The 16960-nt window shown below is 75.7% G+C and carries 22 protein-coding genes, 1 tRNA gene and 1 pseudogene; 7 read left to right on the forward strand and 17 right to left on the reverse strand.

The window, feature by feature from the left end:
- Positions 1–73 precede the first annotated feature (73 nt).
- Complete coding sequence (locus AC5FZL_RS09250) at positions 74–982, reverse strand: GGDEF domain-containing protein (protein ID WP_493618292.1); 909 nt, start codon at positions 980–982, stop codon at positions 74–76.
- A 134-nt stretch (positions 983–1116) separates the two neighbouring features.
- Here AC5FZL_RS09250 and AC5FZL_RS09255 point away from each other — a divergent pair, with 134 nt between their 5' ends.
- Positions 1117–1836: a DUF305 domain-containing protein gene (locus AC5FZL_RS09255; RefSeq protein ID WP_493618293.1), complete on the forward strand. Its 720-nt coding sequence runs from the start codon at positions 1117–1119 to the stop codon at positions 1834–1836.
- Here AC5FZL_RS09255 and AC5FZL_RS09260 read toward each other — a convergent pair.
- From AC5FZL_RS09260 to AC5FZL_RS09275, 4 genes are all read right to left on the reverse strand, one after another.
- Positions 1833–2681, reverse strand: coding sequence for a siderophore-interacting protein (locus tag AC5FZL_RS09260; protein ID WP_493618294.1), 849 nt, complete (start codon positions 2679–2681; stop codon positions 1833–1835). The genes AC5FZL_RS09255 and AC5FZL_RS09260 overlap by 4 nt on opposite strands.
- 10 nt (positions 2682–2691) lie before the next feature.
- Positions 2692–3048: a hypothetical protein gene (locus AC5FZL_RS09265; RefSeq protein ID WP_493618295.1), complete on the reverse strand. Its 357-nt coding sequence runs from the start codon at positions 3046–3048 to the stop codon at positions 2692–2694.
- 110 nt (positions 3049–3158) lie between these two features.
- Complete coding sequence (locus AC5FZL_RS09270) at positions 3159–3479, reverse strand: putative quinol monooxygenase (RefSeq protein ID WP_493618296.1); 321 nt, start codon at positions 3477–3479, stop codon at positions 3159–3161.
- A 266-nt stretch (positions 3480–3745) separates the two neighbouring features.
- Complete coding sequence (locus tag AC5FZL_RS09275) at positions 3746–4738, reverse strand: acetylxylan esterase (RefSeq protein WP_493618297.1); 993 nt, start codon at positions 4736–4738, stop codon at positions 3746–3748.
- Positions 4739–4857: 119 nt separating this feature from the next.
- Here AC5FZL_RS09275 and AC5FZL_RS09280 point away from each other — a divergent pair, with 119 nt between their 5' ends.
- Complete coding sequence (locus tag AC5FZL_RS09280; RefSeq protein WP_493618298.1) at positions 4858–5730, forward strand: aldo/keto reductase; 873 nt, start codon at positions 4858–4860, stop codon at positions 5728–5730.
- A gap of 1 nt (position 5731) precedes the next feature.
- The gene (locus AC5FZL_RS09285; protein ID WP_493618299.1) at positions 5732–7153 is read left to right on the forward strand and encodes an NADP-dependent succinic semialdehyde dehydrogenase; all 1422 of its coding nucleotides are present in this window, start codon (positions 5732–5734) and stop codon (positions 7151–7153) included.
- 91 nt (positions 7154–7244) lie between these two features.
- Here the strand turns inward: AC5FZL_RS09285 and AC5FZL_RS09290 are convergent, their stop codons facing one another.
- Complete coding sequence (locus tag AC5FZL_RS09290; RefSeq protein WP_493618300.1) at positions 7245–7667, reverse strand: phage holin family protein; 423 nt, start codon at positions 7665–7667, stop codon at positions 7245–7247.
- Between the two features lie 64 nt (positions 7668–7731).
- Here AC5FZL_RS09290 and AC5FZL_RS09295 point away from each other — a divergent pair, with 64 nt between their 5' ends.
- Positions 7732–8391, forward strand: coding sequence for an HAD family hydrolase (locus AC5FZL_RS09295; protein ID WP_493618301.1), 660 nt, complete (start codon positions 7732–7734; stop codon positions 8389–8391).
- Between the two features lie 29 nt (positions 8392–8420).
- Positions 8421–8675, forward strand: a complete 255-nt coding sequence (locus tag AC5FZL_RS09300) for a DUF2630 family protein (protein ID WP_493618302.1) — start codon at positions 8421–8423, stop codon at positions 8673–8675.
- On the opposite strand, the gene AC5FZL_RS09305 is transcribed toward AC5FZL_RS09300, so the two are convergent.
- Positions 8668–9198: a GNAT family N-acetyltransferase gene (locus tag AC5FZL_RS09305; RefSeq protein ID WP_493618303.1), complete on the reverse strand. Its 531-nt coding sequence runs from the start codon at positions 9196–9198 to the stop codon at positions 8668–8670. The two genes, AC5FZL_RS09300 and AC5FZL_RS09305, sit on opposite strands and share 8 nt — an antisense overlap.
- Before the next feature lie 56 nt (positions 9199–9254).
- Positions 9255–9644: a VOC family protein gene (locus tag AC5FZL_RS09310; protein ID WP_493618304.1), complete on the reverse strand. Its 390-nt coding sequence runs from the start codon at positions 9642–9644 to the stop codon at positions 9255–9257.
- Positions 9645–9722: 78 nt separating this feature from the next.
- On the opposite strand from AC5FZL_RS09310, the gene AC5FZL_RS09315 reads away from it, so the two are divergent.
- A complete protein-coding gene (locus tag AC5FZL_RS09315) occupies positions 9723–10502 on the forward strand; it encodes a TetR/AcrR family transcriptional regulator (protein WP_493618305.1) in 780 nt (259 codons plus the stop codon).
- An 8-nt stretch (positions 10503–10510) separates the two neighbouring features.
- Here the strand turns inward: AC5FZL_RS09315 and AC5FZL_RS09320 are convergent, their stop codons facing one another.
- Both AC5FZL_RS09320 and AC5FZL_RS09325 read right to left on the reverse strand, forming a co-directional pair.
- The gene (locus AC5FZL_RS09320) at positions 10511–10951 is read right to left on the reverse strand and encodes a ChaB family protein (RefSeq protein ID WP_493618306.1); all 441 of its coding nucleotides are present in this window, start codon (positions 10949–10951) and stop codon (positions 10511–10513) included.
- A 193-nt stretch (positions 10952–11144) separates the two neighbouring features.
- Entirely contained in the window at positions 11145–12083 is a 939-nt protein-coding gene (locus AC5FZL_RS09325; RefSeq protein WP_493618307.1) for a hypothetical protein, read from the reverse strand.
- A gap of 108 nt (positions 12084–12191) precedes the next feature.
- Between AC5FZL_RS09325 and AC5FZL_RS09330 the strand changes: the two genes are divergently transcribed.
- Entirely contained in the window at positions 12192–12326 is a 135-nt protein-coding gene (locus tag AC5FZL_RS09330) for a hypothetical protein (RefSeq protein ID WP_493618308.1), read from the forward strand.
- Between the two features lie 46 nt (positions 12327–12372).
- On the opposite strand, the gene AC5FZL_RS09335 is transcribed toward AC5FZL_RS09330, so the two are convergent.
- The 7 genes and pseudogenes from AC5FZL_RS09335 to AC5FZL_RS09365 form a co-directional block, all read right to left on the reverse strand.
- Positions 12373–12445, reverse strand: a tRNA-Ala gene (locus AC5FZL_RS09335).
- A gap of 84 nt (positions 12446–12529) precedes the next feature.
- The gene (locus AC5FZL_RS09340) at positions 12530–14419 is read right to left on the reverse strand and encodes a methyl-accepting chemotaxis protein (protein WP_493618309.1); all 1890 of its coding nucleotides are present in this window, start codon (positions 14417–14419) and stop codon (positions 12530–12532) included.
- Between the two features lie 103 nt (positions 14420–14522).
- Positions 14523–15203 (reverse strand): histidine phosphatase family protein, encoded by a 681-nt coding sequence (locus AC5FZL_RS09345; protein WP_493618310.1) that lies wholly within the window; start codon positions 15201–15203, stop codon positions 14523–14525.
- 7 nt (positions 15204–15210) lie between these two features.
- A complete protein-coding gene (gene rsfS, locus AC5FZL_RS09350) occupies positions 15211–15639 on the reverse strand; it encodes a ribosome silencing factor (protein WP_493618311.1) in 429 nt (142 codons plus the stop codon).
- Positions 15640–15717: 78 nt separating this feature from the next.
- Positions 15718–16317: a nicotinate-nucleotide adenylyltransferase gene (gene nadD, locus AC5FZL_RS09355; protein WP_493618313.1), complete on the reverse strand. Its 600-nt coding sequence runs from the start codon at positions 16315–16317 to the stop codon at positions 15718–15720.
- Positions 16314–16472: a hypothetical protein gene (locus tag AC5FZL_RS09360; RefSeq protein WP_493618312.1), complete on the reverse strand. Its 159-nt coding sequence runs from the start codon at positions 16470–16472 to the stop codon at positions 16314–16316. The genes nadD and AC5FZL_RS09360 overlap by 4 nt, the downstream gene beginning before the upstream one ends.
- Positions 16473–16514: 42 nt before the next feature.
- Positions 16515–16960 (reverse strand): annotated as a pseudogene (locus AC5FZL_RS09365) (glutamate-5-semialdehyde dehydrogenase); the annotation flags it as partial.

A 16960-nucleotide genomic window follows, 5' to 3' on the forward strand; every position in this document is an offset into this window, starting at 1 on the left:
GGGCAGGGGGTGGCAGGCGCGCACGAGGTCGAGCACGAGCGCACGGGGCGCCGGGGTGGTCACCGGCGCGACCCTAGGGGGCGAGCGGGCTCCGCGTGCTGGTGCGCTCGGGGGCGGCGCTGGGCTCGCGCAGCGCGCGGCGCAGGCCCAGGTCCTCCTCGGCGCGCTCCAGCAGCACCTCGAGGCCGCCGGTGTCCCACGGCTCGAGCAGCGCCGATCCCACGGTGACCGGGCAGGCCCAGCGCGCGGCGGGCAGGGCGCTCTCCCCCAGCACGCGGGCCCGCAGGCGCCGCTCCAGCTCCACCGGGGCCATGCCCGTGCCCGGGCCGACGACGAGGAAGACGTCCGGCGCCCAGCGGCAGACCACGTCGGCGCCGCGGGTGCTGGCGCGCAGGGCGTCGGCCACCAGGCCCACGACGCGGTCGACGGCCTCGCGGCCCCCGAGCTCGTCGACGACGGCCATGTCCCCCACGCGCACCATCGAGGCGTGCATCGCCCAGCTGTGCCGGCGCACGAGGCCGAGCACGTGGCGGACGATGAGGTCGAGCCCGTGCGGGTTGACGCAGCCGGTCACCTCGTCGATGACGGCGACCGCCTCGACGACCTGGTGGCTGGCCGCGAGCGCCTCGGCGCTCTCGCGCCGCTGCGCGTGCCAGGCCAGCGCGGTGACGGCGCACAGCGCGGTGGTGCCCAGCAGGGCGGCCACCGCGAGCGGGTCCTCCCCCGGCCCGACCACGACCAGCGAGGTCGCGACGCCGGCGAGCAGCACGGCCGCCGCCGACAGCGCGGCCGGGCGCGGCAGCGGGGCGCCGCCGAGGGCCATGGCGACCACGGGCAGCAGCACGGCGGGCCACAACGAGCCGGTCGCCGCGCCGGCGCCCGCGGTCAGCGCAGCGATCACCAGCGCGCACAGCGGGGCGAGCACGGCCAGCGGCACGGCGGGCAGGCGCCGGGCGCCGCGCGGCTCGGGGTCGGGCAGCAACGGGTCGGTCGCCGATCGTGCCGGCGACGAGGCGCGGCGTCGGGCGCGTCCAGCGGTCTCCACGAGGGTGGGCATCGACACGTCGGCGGCGGTCCTTGAGCGGAGGCCCTCCCCCCGCGTGGCAGGCTCGCCACGTGGAGCAGGAGCAGCCCGTCAGCACCGGTGGCCCGCCGCCGTCGCGGCCCGGGGGCGGGCGGTGGCGCCTGGTGTCCGTGGTCCTCGCCGCCGCCCTCGTGCTCGCCCTCGGCGGCCTGGCGCTCGTGTGGGCCTCCGGCTCGGGCGGCGCCGCCGAGGACTCCGCCGAGGTCGGGTTCGCCCGCGACATGTACGGCCACCACGGCCAGGCCGTGACGATGGCGCTGCTCGTGCGCGAGCAGGGCAGCGACCCGAGGGTGGCCGCCTTCGCCGAGGAGGTCATCACCAGCCAGGCCGAGCAGCAGGGCGTCATGGTGGGCTGGCTGCACGAGCAGGGCGTGCCCGCGACGAGCACGACGTCGCCGATGGCGTGGATGGACGGACCGTCGATGTCCGAGCACGGGGGTCACGGGTCCTCGGGCGACGCGGCCGCGATGACGCCGGAGGAGGCCCGCGAGGCGATGGGCATGGCCAGCGACGAGGAGCTCGCGGACCTCGGGCGCGCCACCGGCCCCGCCGCCGACCTGCTCTTCGTGCAGCTCATGACCCGACACCACGAGGGGGCGCTGGAGATGGCGGAGGCGTTCCTCGACCTCAGCGACGAGCCGCAGCTGACCTGGCTGGCCGAGGCCGTGGTCACCGGGCAGCAGCGCGAGCTGGGCATCCTCGCCGACCTGCAGGGCGACCTGGAGGCCCAGGTCGCCGGGCGGCCCGCCTAGCCGGCCTGGCCGGCCTGGCCGGCCCGCGGGGCGAGTGCCTGCTCGTCCTCGGCCACGGCCCGGTTCCACTCCGGCTTGTCCGCGCGCCAGCCCTCGTCGGTGCGGCCCAGGCGCCAGTAGCCCGAGACCGACATCCGCTCCGCGGCCACCCCCCGCTCGGTGCGCAGGTGGCGGCGCAGGGCCCGCACCGCGCCGGCCTCCCCGTGGACGAACGCGTGCACGTCGCCGTCGGGGAAGCGGGCACCGGTCACCGCGTCGACCAGCGCCCGGCCCGGGCCGCCGTCCGCGGAGCTGCGGTGCACCCACACCACGCGCGCGTCGGCCGGGGTGGGCAGCGGGAGCTGGTCCTGCGGGCCCTCGACCTCGAGGAAGACGAGGGCCGGGACGCCGGCGGGCAGCCGCTCCAGGGTCGCCGCGATCGCCGGCAGGGCGCTGTCGTCGCCGACCAGCAGGTGCCAGTCGGCGTCCGGGTCGGGGGCGTAGCCGCCGCCCGGCCCGAGGACGTCGACGACGTCGCCCGGCTGCGCGGCGGCCGCCCACGGCCCGGCGACGCCCTCGTCGCCGTGCACGACGACGTCGAGGGTCAGCTCGAGCCGCTCGGCGTCGAAGGAGCGGACCGTGTAGGTGCGCAGGACCGTCTCCCCCTCCGTGCCCCCGTCCGTGCTCCCCGGGGCGGGCAGGACGAGCTTGACGTAGGCGTCGGTGTGCGGCGAGGGGTCGAAGCCGGCCAGTCCCTCCCCGCCGAGGACCACCCGGGCCAGGTGCGGGGTGACGCGCGAGGTGCGCACGACGGTGGTGGTGCGCGGGACGCGCTTGCGGCGGGGTGGAGCGCTGGCATCGGTCACGAAGGCGACCCTAACCGCGCCCGCTGGGAGCCTCCTCGGGCTGCGGAGGGTCCAGGCGCGCGGCCAGCAGGTCGGCCAGCGGCACCGACTCGCCGTCGCGCCCTCCGCGGCCCATCACCAGCGGCGGGTCGGCCGGCTCCAGGCGGACGCCGCGCGCGCGGGCGGCCAGCCGCTCCAGCAGGCCCAGCCCGGGCAGGGTGAGCAGGTAGAAGGTGCCGTCCTCGGCCACCGCCGAGGAGCGGTCGCGGCGCAGCGCCCACCCGCGCAGCCCGGTGGGGTAGGAGCCGCCGCCGCGGGAGCGGGCGCGCAGCTCCTCGGTCGGCAGGCCGCGGGCGCGGGCGGCGGCCACGAACTCGGCCACGAGCACGCGCGCCCGCGCGGTCTCCTCGGCCTGCGCCCGCTCCAGGCGCGCGGCCTGCTCGGCGACGGCGTCGCGGCGGCGCCGCTGCCAGTCCTCGCCCTCGGGCCCGCTCTGGCTCAGAACACGCCCTTGTCCGGCTCGCCCATCGGCACCGCGACGGCCGTGTAGACCTCGGTGGGCGCGGCGAGCATCGGGGCCAGCCGCTCGTCCGTGGCGGCCATGTGGGCGGAGGCGGCGTGGGCGGCGAGCGCGTCCGCGCTGGACCAGCGCTCGACGAAGACGACCCGCTCGGGGTCCTCGGCGGTGTGCACGGCGTAGACCTCGCAGCCCTCCTCGGCGTGCACGGTCGGCACGTTGGCGGCGATGACGGCGAGCACCTCCGGCCGGCGCCCGGGCAGGGGGTGGACGGTGGCGATCACGACGACGGGATCCGACATGCGGGCAGGCTGCCACAGCTGTCGGTGGCAGCGCATAGCCTGGGGTCGAACGTCACCACAGCCCTGGAGGAGCCCCGATGAGCGAGACCACCACCATCGTCCCCGTTCCCGCGATCGAGGAGGACGACTGGCTGACCGGCGCCACCGCCTGCTCCATCGAGAACGGCGAGGACTGCGAAGCCTGCCAGTGAGGTCTGCGGACTGAACCGCAGCAGGGGCCGTCGGCGATGCCGGCGGCCCCTGCTGCGTCCTGGGGTCCCGAGTCCTCAGACCCGCTCGCGCAGCCAGCGCAGCTGCCGGGTGAGCTGCACGCCCTGACCGCCCTCGTGCTCGTTGAACGGGTACACGGCGATGTCCTTGTCCACGGCCGCGCCACCGGCCGCCGCGGCGTCCCCGTAGGCGTTGTAGGCGGCGTAGACGGTGGACGGCGGGCACACCGGGTCCATCAGGGCGACCGAGAACAGCGTCGGGGCGCTGGCACGCGCTGCGAAGCTCACGCCGTCGAAGTGGGCCAGGGTCGCGAAGACCTGCTCGACGTGGTCGCGGTGGACGCCGAGGTAGCGCCGCACCTCCCCGTAGGGGTCGTTCGGGGCGATCTCGACCCCGCGGCGGATGTGGCAGAGGAACGGCACGTCCGGCATCACGGCGAGCAGGTCCGGCACGAGCCCCGCGACGGCCAGGGCCATCCCACCGCCCTGGCTGGTCCCGGACACCGCCACCCGGGCGGCGTCCACCTGCGGCAGGGCGCGCGCCACCTCCACCGCGCGGACGGCGTCGGTGAACAGGCGCCGGTAGTAGTGCTGGAGCGGGTCCAGCGCGCCGCGGGTCATGAAGCCGGGGTGGGCGGAGCCGGCTCCCACCGGGTCCGGGGTCGAGCCGCCGGAGCCCCAGGCGCTGCCCTGGCCGCGGGTGTCCATGAGCAGGTGCGCGTACCCGGCCACCGCCCAGGTCAGGCGCTCGTGCGGCAGGCCCCGGCCGCCGCCGTAGCCGAGGTACTCCACCACCGCCGGCAGCGGGCCGCTCGCGCCGGCGGGCACGGTCAGCCAGGCCCGGATCGGGTGCCCGCCGAAGCCGGCGAAGGTCACGTCGAAGGCGTCGACGAGCACCAGGCCGGCGTCCACGGGCTCCACGCGCACGGCCAGGTCGTGCTGGCGGGCCTCGGCCAGCGTGGTCGCCCAGAAGTCGTCGAAGCCGGCCGGCTCGGCGACGTCGGGGCGGTAGCGGGCGAGGGCCTCGGCGTCGAGGTCGAACAGGGGCATCGGTGCTCCAGGTCCGGCGGTGGGTGGTCCGCCGCGGACCCTAGCCACCGCGTTTCGCGGGCGGCGCGCCGGGCAAGGGAGAGCGACGGACCACCAGCACCACAGGCAGGAGCCTCCGCATGACGAGCACCACGAACGCCCCCGACGTCACCGCCAGCGGCACCTTCACCCTCCCGGGCGGCAAGACCGTCAACCGGCTGGGCTACGGCGCGATGCGGATCACCGGCCCCGGGATCTGGGGCGAGCCGGCCGACCGCGAGGTCGCGCGCTCGGTCGTGCGCCGCGCCGTCGAGCTGGGCGTGAACTTCATCGACACCGCCGACTCCTACGGGCCGAACGTCAGCGAGGAGATCATCGCCGAGGCGCTGCACCCCTACGCCGACGACGTCGTGGTGGCGACCAAGGCGGGGCTGACCCGCCAGGGCCCCGACGTGTGGACCCCGGTCGGCCGCCCCGAGTACCTGCGCCAGCAGTGCGAGCTGAGCCTGCGCCGCCTCAAGGTCGACCAGATCGACCTCTTCCAGCTGCACCGGATCGACCCGAAGGTCGACCGCGCGGAGCAGTTCGGCGTCCTCAAGGAGCTCCAGGACGAGGGCAAGGTCGTCGACCTGGGCCTGTCCGAGGTCTCCGTGGAGGAGGTCCAGGCCGCTTCCGAGGTCTTCCGCGTCGCGACCGTCCAGAACCTGTACAACCTCGGCAACCGCAGCGCGGCGCCCGTGCTCGCCCACTGCGAGGAGCAGGGCATCGGCTTCATCCCGTGGTTCCCCATCGCGGCCGGCAAGCTCGCCGAGCCGGGCGGCCCGGTCGACGTCGCGGCGAAGCGCCTCGGCGCCACCGCGAGCCAGGTCGCCCTGGCCTGGCTGCTGCAGTCCTCCCCCGTCACCCTGCCCATCCCCGGCACGGGCTCGGTCGGGCACCTGGAGGAGAACCTCGGCGCCGCGGGACTGACCCTCGACGACGCCACCGTCACCGAGCTCACCGAGGCGGCCTGAGATGGCGATCGCGACGATCAGCCCGGTCACGGGCGAGACGCTGAAGGAGTTCGAGCCCCTCTCCGACGAGGTGCTCGAGGAGAAGATCGCGAAGGCGTCGGAGGCGTTCAAGACCTACCGGCTCACGAGCGTCGAGGAGCGCGCCGGCTGGCTGCGCTCCGCCGCCGACGTCCTGGACGCCGACACCGACGCCGTCGCCGAGCTCATGACGACCGAGATGGGCAAGACCCTCGCGGCGTCCAGGGCGGAGGTCGCCAAGTGCGCGTCCTGCCTGCGCTTCTACGCCGACCACGGCGCGGAGTTCCTCGCGCCCAAGCGGGCGGACGCCGAGGCCGTCGGCGCCCGGGAGGCCTACGTCACCTACCAGCCGCTCGGCGTCGTCCTGGCGATCATGCCGTGGAACTTCCCGCTCTGGCAGGCCATGCGCTTCGCCGCCCCGGCGCTCATGGCCGGCAACGTCGGCCTGCTCAAGCACGCGAGCAACGTGCCGCAGACCGCGCTCTACCTCGAGGAGCTGTTCCGCAAGGCGGGCTTCCCCGACGACGTCTTCCAGACCCTGCTCATCGGGTCCGCGACGATCGAGCGGGTGCTGCGCGACGACCGGGTCGTGGCCGCCACGCTGACCGGCAGCGCCCCGGCCGGGCAGTCCGTCGCCTCCATCGCCGGCGACGCACTCAAGCCCACCGTGCTCGAGCTCGGTGGGAGCGACCCGTTCGTCGTCATGCCGTCGGCCGACCTCGACACCGCCGCGGAGGTCGCCGTCACCGCGCGCTGCCAGAACAACGGGCAGAGCTGCATCGCGGCGAAGCGGTTCTTCGTCCACGCCGACGTCGCGGAGGAGTTCACCCGGCTGTTCGCCGAGAAGCTCGCCGCCCTCCCCGTGGGCGACCCGATGGACCCGGGCACGAAGGTCGGGCCGCTCGCGACGGAGTCCGGCCGCGAGGACGTCGAGGAGTACGTCAAGGACGCCGTCGACAAGGGCGCCACCGTGGTCGTCGGCGGGCAGCGGCCCGACGGGCCCGGCTGGTTCTACCCGCCGACCCTGCTCACCGGCATCACCACGGACATGCGGGTCTACGACGAGGAGGTGTTCGCGCCCGTCGCGGCGCTGTTCACCGTCTCGAGCCTGGAGGAGGCGATCGAGATCGCCAACAGCCACCCCTACGGGCTCGGCTCCAACCTGTGGACGGAGGACGAGGACGAGCGGGCGCTGTTCATCCGCGACGTGCAGTCGGGGATGGTCTTCATCAACGGCATGACCACGAGTTACTCCCAGCTGCCCTTCGGCGGGGTCAAGCAGAGCGGGTACGGCCGCGAGCTGACCGACCTGGGCATGCACGCGTTCATGAACCACAAGACGGTCTGGGTCGGCCCGCCGAGCAGCGAGCAGACCCCCGGCGACACCGCGACCGCCTCGGAGTGACCTCCTCGCCCCTTCCGTGATCAGGGGATCCCGCCACCGCACCCGGGTGGCGGGATCCCCTGATCACGAGGGAGGGGTGGCCCGGTAGCGGTCAGCCCTGGGTGGTGCCGGGGCCGCTCGCCCCGCCCGCGGCGTCGGCGACGACCGTGCTGACGTCGCGGGCGGTCTCGCTCGGGACCGGCGCCGGAGCCTCTTCGAGCCAGCCCGCGCCCACCACGGCCGCCGCTCCCGCGGCCGCGCCGTAGCCGAGCAGCGCCAGGAACGCCGCGCTGGCCGGAGGCAGCCGCTTCTCCAGCACGGCGAGCACCCAGCGGTAGCTGCTGGCCACCGCCAGGGTGCCGGCCAGCCCCGAGGCCGCGAGCATGCCGGCAGCCGGGAGGTTCGCCTTGAGCTTGTCGAGCAGCTCCACCTGCGCGGAGGCGACCTCCTGGCGGACCAGGCTGGACGTCTGCTCGGTGAGCTGGTTGAGCGCCTGGGCGACGCCGCGGGCTGCTCCTGCCGTCGACTCGGTCATGCCCGTGGAGTACCCCTGCCCCGGCCCGCGCATGCACCCGCGCGGGCCGGGGTAGGTCGCGGCTGTGGCAGACACCGCGATCTTCGACGTCGACGGCACGCTGGTCGACACCAACTACCAGCACGCGCTGGCCTGGCACCGGGCCTTCCGCCGCTACGGCATCACCCGGCCGCTGTGGCGCATCCACCGCGGGATCGGCATGGGCGGCGACATGTTCGTGCCCGAGGTGGCCGGGAAGGACGTCGAGGAGGCGCACGGCGACGAGCTGCGCGAGGCGTGGGTCGAGGAGTTCGACGAGCTGATCGGCGAGGTGGCGCCGTTCGAGGGCGCCCACGAGCTGCTCGCCGACGTGAAGGACCGCGGCTTCAAGCTCGTGCTCGCCAGCTCGGGGGAGACCAAGCACGTGGAGGCCTTCCTCGACCTCATCGACGGCAAGGGCCTGGCCGACGCCTGGACCACCTCCGACGACGCGGAGAAGAGCAAGCCCGAGCCCGACATCGTCCAGACCGCCCTGGCCAAGGTCGAGGGCGCCTCTGGCGTGATGCTCGGCGACTCCGTCTACGACGTCATCGCGGCCGGCAAGCTCGACGTCCCGACCCTGGGGCTGCGCACGGGCGGGTTCTCCACCGAGGAGCTCCTGGACGCCGGGGCCGTCCGCGTCTTCGACTCCCTGCTCGAGCTGCGCGAGAAGCTCGACGACACCCCCTTCGGCCGCCCGTCCTGAGGTCGCGCCGGGGGCGCTGACGGGCGAGCATGACCACCATGGACGACCGGGAGCTGCACCAGCGCGTTGACGAGCTCGTCGCCGAGGAGCACGCGCTCCGCGAGCGCCACAGCGACGGCAGCGGCCTCGATCCGGCGGAGCGCCAGCGCCTCGCCGAGCTGGAGGAGCGCCTCGACCAGACCTGGGACCTGCTCCGCCGGCGCCAGGCGCTGCGGGCCAACGGCCAGGACCCCGACAAGGCCACCCCTCGCCCGACCGAGGTCGTCGAGGGCTACCTCAACTGAGGTCGGCCCCCGGGTGAGGCCCAGCGCCGCCGGAGGTGTCGAAGGAGATCCACACGTCCGGTGCCGCGTCGGGCCTGCCGGGCACGGGGCGGCGCTCCTCGGTCCAGGCGTCCCCGACGGCGTCCTGGGCCACCCGGCGCCAGAAGGCGACGGCCGGGGTGTTGTCGTCCTGGAACGGCACCTCCCAGGGGCCCGGGTGCAGGGACAGGACGGCGGCCGCCGCCTCGCGGCCCACCCCGCGCCGCCGGACGGACCGCACGACGAAGAACGCGTTCACCACCCGGGCGGGGCCGGCCAGCCCCCGCACCACCGCGAACCCGACCGGGTGCCCGTCGAGGACGACGAGGTGCGGCTGGCGGTCGGCGTCCCCGAAGGCCGCCGCGAGCCGCTCCGCGCGGAAGGCGCCGTCGGGGCCGGGCAGCGCGCCGCTGCGCTCGGAGAGGTCGTGGGCGAACAGCTGCCACAGGCGCTCGAGGACGGGCCGGTCGTCGACCATGGCGGGGCGCAGCGCGAGGGTGCTCATGTCGCAGAGCCTGCCTCGTGCTGATCGGCGGCACCGGTCGGTGCGCCCGCGCTCCCTCAGGAGGCGGTCGCGCCGTTCCAGTCGACGAGCTGGACGACGAGCCCGTTGGGGTCGCGCACCTGGAAGGCCCGCTCGCCCCACTCCTCGACGGTCAGGGGCATGGTGATCGCCACGCCCTCGGCCTGCAGGCGCGCCAGCTCGCCCTCCAGGTCATCGACGACGAAGGCGAGGATGACGCCGGTGGCGTGGACGTCGCGCTGGTCCGCCGGCATGGTCGGCAGCCCGCGGCGCACCAGCGCGACGTGGACTCCGGCGTCCTCGCGCGCGAGCGAGGCGAAGCCGTCGGCGGCGACCTGCTCCACGAAGCCGAAGTGCTGGACGAGGAAGGCGCTGGACGCCGGGACGTCGTCCACGGTGAACGACAGCGCGGTGGCGGTGATCTTCACGGGTCCTCCAGGTGGTCGCGCATCGCCGTACGTTGTACGGCGTACTACGTACAACGTCTGGGCGGCGATGATGTTCCCGTGACCCCGGACCCGACCGACCGCACGAGCGCCGGGGACCCCGCGCGGACGCTGGCTCTGCTCTGGCGGCGCCCGCTCCCCGCTCCCGCGCGCGGGCCCCGGCGGGCCCTGGACCTCGACGACGTCGTGGACGCGGCCCTCGCCCTCGCCGACGAGGGCGGCCTGGCCGGTGTGACCATGCGCGCGGTGGCCCAGCGGCTCGGGGCCTCCCCGATGTCGCTCTACACCTACGTGCCCGGCAAGGCGGAACTGCTGGACCTCATGCTCGACGCCGCCTACGCCCGCTCCCCCCGGCGCCGCACCGACGGCCGGCCCTGGCGCGAGCGCCTGCGCGCCGTGGCCCAGGAGAACCGCGACCTGTACACCGCGCACCCCTGGGCGGCCGCCGTCTCGACGCTGCGGCCGCCGCTCGGCCCGGGACAGATGGCCAAGTACGAGCACGAGCTCGCGGCCCTGGACGGCACCGGCCTGGACGACGTCGTGCTCGACGACTGCCTGACCCACCTGCTCGTCTTCGTGCGGGCCAGCGCGCGCGACGCCCTGGCTGCACGCCAGGCCGCAGGCACGGGCGCCACCGACGCGCAGTGGTGGGCGAGCGCCGGGCCGCTGCTCGCCGAGGTGCTCGACCCGGCGGCCTACCCGCTGGCCACGCGCGTGGGCACAGCAGCGGGCACGGCGCACGGCAGCGCCCACGACCCCGAGCACGCGTACCGCTTCGGCCTCGAGCGGGTGCTCGACGGCATCGCGGTCCTCGTCGACGCGGCGGCTGCGAGCGCCTGAGCCGCCGCTCAGCCGCCCTCGCGGGCCTTCCGCGTCTCGCGGTCGTTGGCCTTCTGGATCGCCTCGACGAGCTCGTCCTTGGTCATCGACGACCGCCCCGGGACGTCGAGGCGCCTCGCGACGTCCAGCAGGTGCTCCTTGGTGGCGCCGGCGTCCACCCCGCCAGCCGTCTCGCGGTCCGTGTCGCGACCGCCCGCGGCCTGCGCGTCGGACGGGCCCTTGCGGCCGCCGGCCTTGGGCTCCCAGTGGTCGCCGACCTTCTCGTGCGTGTGCTTCAGCGCCGCGAAGGCCGTCTGGTGGGCCCGCCGCTCGTCGCCGTCGTACGTCTCCTCGGCCGACTCCAGCGTCTTCGCGTAGGTCGCCTGCGCCTTGGCGTCGGAGCGCTGCAGGGTGCTGGGCAGGGCGTCGACGTCGACGTCGTCTGCGCTGTCGTGCGAGTCCTGCGCCATGGTGGTCCTCCTGCTGCTCAGGCGCCGGAGCGCCGCTTCGTCGTCACCTCGTAGACGCGCCCTTCCCGCTCGTCGGTGGTCCACTCCCCCACCTGCTCGACGGCCTGGTCGGCGTCCACGACGACCCTCCCCCTGCTGCTCCCTCCACCGCAGGACGCCCCTCCGACGCTCGGCCAGGCCCGGACGCCCGTGGTCACGCACCCGAGCGGACCAGCCGCTCCTCCGCCTGCGCCTCGACGGCGAGGACGGCCACCGGCGGCAGGTCGTAGAGCAGCTCCAGGCGCGCGCGGTGGAGCGCCGGCCACAGGCTCGCGGCCCAGGCCACCTCGGCCTCCTCGCGGCCGAAGGCCCGCCCGGCGCCCGACTGGTAGGCGTCGAGGAAGGCGGCCGAGCTCTCCAGGGGCGCCAGCGTCGTGAACACCGCGCTGGCGAACACGCCTGCGGCGGCGCCGGCGAGCGCGGCCTCGGGCCGCCGGGCGAGGCTGTCCCAGTCGTGGACGACGTACGGCTCGCTGGCGCTCCAGCGCAGGTTCTGCGCCTCCCAGTCGCCGTGGCCGAGGACGGCGGGCAGCGAGGCCCGCACGAGCCGGCGCCGGGTGCGCGCCGCGAGGTCGCCCAGCCACGCGGGCAGGCCGACCGCTGCCTCCTGGGCGTCGAACATCGCGTTCGGCGTCCACGGCCCCGGGCCGGCGTGGTCCCAGACGAGCCACTCCGGGTCCGGCCTCGGCGCCACGGCCTCGGAGCGCAGGAGCGCGGCGGCGCGGGCGAGGAGCCGCCCGGACGCCGCCGCGGCGTCCGGTCCGTCGTCCGCCACGACCGTCCCGCCGGGGCGGTGCTCCTCGGCGTGCACCGCCCGCCCCCGGCAGGCGCTGACGCCGGTGAGGGGCCGCGCCACCGGGAACCCGGCGTCGGCCAGGCGGCCCTGCACCCCCACGCAGGCCCCGGCCCGGGCGACGGTGTGGTCACGGGCCTTCACGACCGCCTCGCGGCCGTCGGCCAGGCGCACCGCGAACACCCGCGAGACCCGCAGCGAGACCGAGAGCACCTCCACGGGCGCCGACCCGAGCGCGGCGAGGCACCAGCCGTCGAGGCCGTCGGGCAGCACCTCGCGCTGGGGGTGCACTGGCTCCACCGGCGTGATCATGTCATCGCGGGCCTCCCCAGGCGCCGCGCGCGGTCCTACCCTGGGACGAGCGCAGCGCGGCGCCACGGCGGCGTCGCTTCCACGCCGGAGGACGCCATGTCCGACAAGTCGTCGCACAGCCACACGTCGAAGAAGTCCGAGAAGTCGCTCAAGGAGAAGCGGGCCGAGAAGAAGGCCTCCTCCACCTCGGCGCCGGCTCAGGACGCGGTGGCCAAGGCCGTCAAGCACTGACAGGACGACGGACGGCGGTGCCCGAGGGCACCGCCGTCCGTGTCGGTGGAGCTGAGGGGATTCGAACCCCTGACCCCCTCCATGCCATGGAGGTGCGCTACCAGCTGCGCCACAGCCCCGTCGTCCAGAGCCAGGCCCTGGGCAACGTCGGAGAGTCTAGACCGTCTTCGGGGAGAACTGGACACCGGCCCCGTCGCGGCGCGTCACCAGGTGAAGCGCGCGACCAGGGCGCGCAGGTCCGAGCCCAGCACGGCGATGCCGGAGGCCGCGGCGCGGGTGCGCGCCGCGCCGTCCGCGGTGGTGCGCGCGCCGTCGGCGACCGCCGCGACGCTCTCGTTGAGCCCGTGGCTGGAGCGGGCGGTCTCCTCGATGCTGGTCTGCATCGCCGAGGTCGTCGCCGCCTGCTCCTCCACCGCGCCGGCGATGAGGGTCTGCTGGGCGCTGATGTCGGCGATGAGGTCGTCCATGCGCTGCATGGCCGCGGACATCGCTGCCGTCTGGCCCTGCACGCCCGAGACGCTCCCCTGGATGTCCCCCGTGGCCCCAGAGGTCTGCTGCGCCAGCTCCTTGACCTCGTGCGCGACGACGGCGAAGCCCTTGCCGGCCTCCCCCGCGCGAGCCGCCTCGATCGTGGCGTTCAGGGCGAGCAGGTTCGTCTGGTCGGCGATGCCCTCGATGAGGCGCGAGACCTGCCCGATCTCCTCGGCGGAGCCCGCCAGGGCCGCGACCGCGCCGCGGGTGGCGCCCATGTCGTCCACCGCGCTGCGGGCCACGGACGCCGCCCTGCTGGCCCCCGCGGCGACCTCGCCGATGGCGCTGGTCATCTGCGAGGCCGCGGTGCTGAGCGTGGAGGTGCCTCGCTCGACGGCGTCGGCCACCTGCCCCAGCGCGGCCACCTGCGACTGCGTCGACTCCGCAGCCGCAGCGACGCTCGCGCTGGTCGCCGTCAGCTCCTCCGAAGCGAGCGCGAGGCGCCCGGCGCTGGCCTCGATCCGCCCGATGGTGTCCTTCATCGCGGCGCCCACCTCGCCGACGGCGTGGGACATCTGCGCGAGCTCGTCGCGGCCGTCGACCCGCGGCAGCGAGCGGAAGTCCCCCGCGGCCATGGCCCCGAGGCCGGCGCGCAGGGAGCGCAGGGCGGTGGAGGTGGCCGACGTGAAGCTGGCGAACAGGTAGCCGGCGACGAGCAGCGCCACCGCCGTCTCGGCCAGCGGCACGAGCAGCTGCGTGCGCAGGCGGTCCTGGCGGTCGGCGATGAGGGCGTCGAGGCGGTCCACGGTGCCGGTGATGAGCGCGGTGGCGTCGGTGGTCAGCGCCGCGGCAGCGGCCACGGCCGGGTCGTCGGGAGCCGGGACGCCGCCCTCGTGGGCGAGCAGCGCCTGCGCCAGCCCGGCGGCCGCGGCGGTCACGGCCTCCTCCTGCGGCGCCAGGGCGGCGGTGCCCGCGTCCTCGGGGTAGGCCTTGGCCAGCTCGGCAGCGGTCAGGTCGGCCGCGGAGGCGAGCCGGTCGGCGGCCACGGCCAGGTCGGCCGAGGAGCCGCCGGTGGCCACGAGGAGCGCGCCCGTGCTGGCGGCGTCGAGCACCCCGGTCAGCCGCGCGGTGGCGACGTCCCAGGTGAAGTAGGAGGCGAGCTCGGGGTCGAAGGTGAGCTGCGAGCCGTCCGAGGCGGCCCCGACGAGGGCACCGACGGCGGCCACCGCCGCGTCCAGCGCCTCGGCGTCGGCCGGGCCCAGCGTCGCGGGGAGGCCCTCCAGGGCGGCCTGCGCGCCGCTCCACGCCTGCGTGGTGAGCAGGCCCTGACCGAGCTCGGCCTCGGCGGCGGTGACGGCGGCCACGGCCGGGGCCAGGTCGGCGGACGCCGACCCGCTGGCGAGCTCGACCCGCAGCGCGGTGAGCCGGCCGTAGAGGTCCAGGGCGGGACGCAGGTAGGCGACGCCGTCGCGCTCGTCCTCGGCGAAGGCCTGCTGCCCCGAGATCGCGGACACCTGCCCCTGCGCGAGGACCGCCACCGGCACGACGAGGACGGCGCCGATGACAGCGACCTTGTGGGCGAATCGCAGCCGCGCCAGGATGCGCGTGCCAGGGCCGAGCATGTCCATGCACCTCGAGGGGTCTGCGGCCCGCCGGGAGGCGCACCGGTCCACCACCTGCATCGGCGGGCGCGGGCCCGGGTTGAGGGTTCGCCCCGTCGGTCGTCTAGACGGTCGCGGCGGCGTCCGGAGCGGACTCGGACGCCCGGTCGGAGGAGCTGCGCCGGGCGCGGGGGTGCGGCACCGCGCCGAGGTCGTACCCGGCGAGCGACCAGCCGTCGGCGCGCTCCTCCAGCACCGCCCAGCGGCAGTTGCCGAGGCTGCCCAGGCGCGGCCAGGAGCCGATCGGCAGGCCGAGCAGCTCCAGGACGCCGGCCCGCACCGCTCCTCCGTGCGAGACGACGACGAGCGGCCCGCCGTCCGGCGTGGTCGCGGCGTGCCCGCGGACGGCGTCGGCGACCCGGCGCCCGACCTCGCTGCGCCGCTCCCCGCCGCCGACGGCGACGTCCTCGCCACCGCGCCAGGCCTCGAACATCTCCGGCCAGCCGGCGCGGATGTCGGCGTGCAGCAGCCCCTGCCAGGCGCCGGCGTCCAGCTCGCGCAGCGCCGGGTCGGTCTGCACCACCAGGCCGGTCCGCTCGGCCAGCGCGCCGGCGGTGTGCGCGGCGCGCAGCAAGTCGGAGCTGACGATGCGGGTGGGCGCGAGCTCGGCCAGCACCGCACCCGCCTCAGCGGCCTGGGCGCGGCCGACGTCGTCGAGGTCGACGTCGAGCTGGCCCTGGAACCGGCCCTCGGCGTTGGACGCGGTGCGGCCGTGCCGCCACAGGACGACGCGGGTGGCGGTCACAGAGCGGTCAGCCGCCGAGGCGCTGGCCGTCGGCGGCCGCCGCGGAGCCCTCGTCGAGGACGCTGCGGGGCCGGGTGACCTCCTCGGGGAGCTCGATCGCCGGCCCGTCCTTCCACAGCCGCTCCAGGGCGTAGTACTGGCGGTCCTCGGCGAGCTGCACGTGCACGACGATCTCGCCGAAGTCGAGCAGCACCCAGCGCGCCTCGTTGAGGCCCTCGCGGCGCACGACGTGCGCGCCGAGAGCCGCCAGGGCGTCCTCGATGGCGTCGACGACGGCCCGCACCTGGCGGTCGTTGGCGGCGGCGGCCAGGACGAAGACGTCGGTGATGACGAGCTGGTCGCTGACGTCCAGGGCGAGGATCTCGGTGGCCTGCTTGTCGGCGGCGGCCCGCGCCGAGGCGACGGCCAGCTCGACGGCGCGGGGTGAGGCGGTCATCCGGTGCTCAGGGCTCCTCGGTGCGGGGGTGAGGCCGGACGACGTCCGGCTCCGGCCCCCAGGATCTCACGCGCGGGCTCAGCCCTCGTCGCGGTAGAGGTGGTGCTTGGCGATGTGCTGGACGACGCCGTCGGGCACGAGGTACCAGACCGGCAGGCCCGCGGCCACGCGCGTGCGGCAGTCGGTGGAGGAGATCGCCAGCGCCGGCACCTCGAGCAGGCTGACCGCGCCCGGCGGCAGCCCGGTCTCGCTCAGCTCGTGCCCGGGGCGCGTGACGCCGACGAGGTGCGCGAGGGAGAACAGCTGCTCGGCGTCCTTCCACGACAGGATCTGGGCGAGGGCGTCGGCGCCGGTGATGAAGAACAGGTCGGCGTCCGGGCGCTGGGTCTGCAGGTCGCGCAGGGTGTCGATCGTGTAGGTCGGGCCGGGCCGGTCGACGTCCACGCGGCTGACGGTGAACCGCGGGTTGGACGCCGTGGCCACCACCGTCATGAGGTAGCGGTGCTCGGCCGCGGAGACGCGGCGCTCGGACTTCTGCCACGGCTCGCCGGTGGGCACGAACACGACCTCGTCGAGGTCGAAGCGAGCCGCGACCTCGCTGGCGGCCACGAGGTGGCCGTGGTGGATGGGGTCGAAGGTGCCGCCCATCACGCCCAGGCGCACGCGGCCGCTGCTCAGTGCCGCTTGCCGACGCTGCGGAACGCGAAGGTGAGCGCCAGCAGGCCGAGCAGGAAGCAGAAGGCCATGAGGCCGAACGCGAGCGGGGGCATCGGCAGCTCGCGGCCCCCTTCGGGCGCCTCCTCGACGGCGAGGATCATGGCGGCGACGAGCATCGGGACCTCCAGCAGAGCAGCAGAGCGGGCGCAGCGATTGTGTCAGGCCCCGGGCAGGCCGTCGTCACGGAGCACCCAGCGGGTGGTCATCAGCTCGGCCGCACCGATCGGGCCGCGCGCGTGCACGCGCTGCACCGAGGTCGCCGGCTCCACGCCACCGGGCGGCGCCAGGACCTCCAGAGGCGGGTTGACCAGCACGGTCGCCGCCTCGACGCCGGCCACGAACCGCTGCGCCGAGGCCGCGCTCGTGGTCAGGAGCACCTCGGTGTGGCCGCTGGAGAAGACCGCACGCTGCTCCAGCGCGTCGGCGAGGTGCTCCACGACGCCCACGACGACCTCGGCACCGGTGCCCTCCCCCGCCCAGTCGTCCTCGCGCGCAGCGCGCACGAGGACGCCGGCCGGGGCGGCCTCGCGGGCCGCCGCGTCGCCGCGCAGGCGGGCGCCGTCAGCCGCCAGGGCGCCGAGGAGCGCCTCGAGCAGCACCGGCG

Source organism: Quadrisphaera sp. DVD1, from assembly GCF_058932755.1.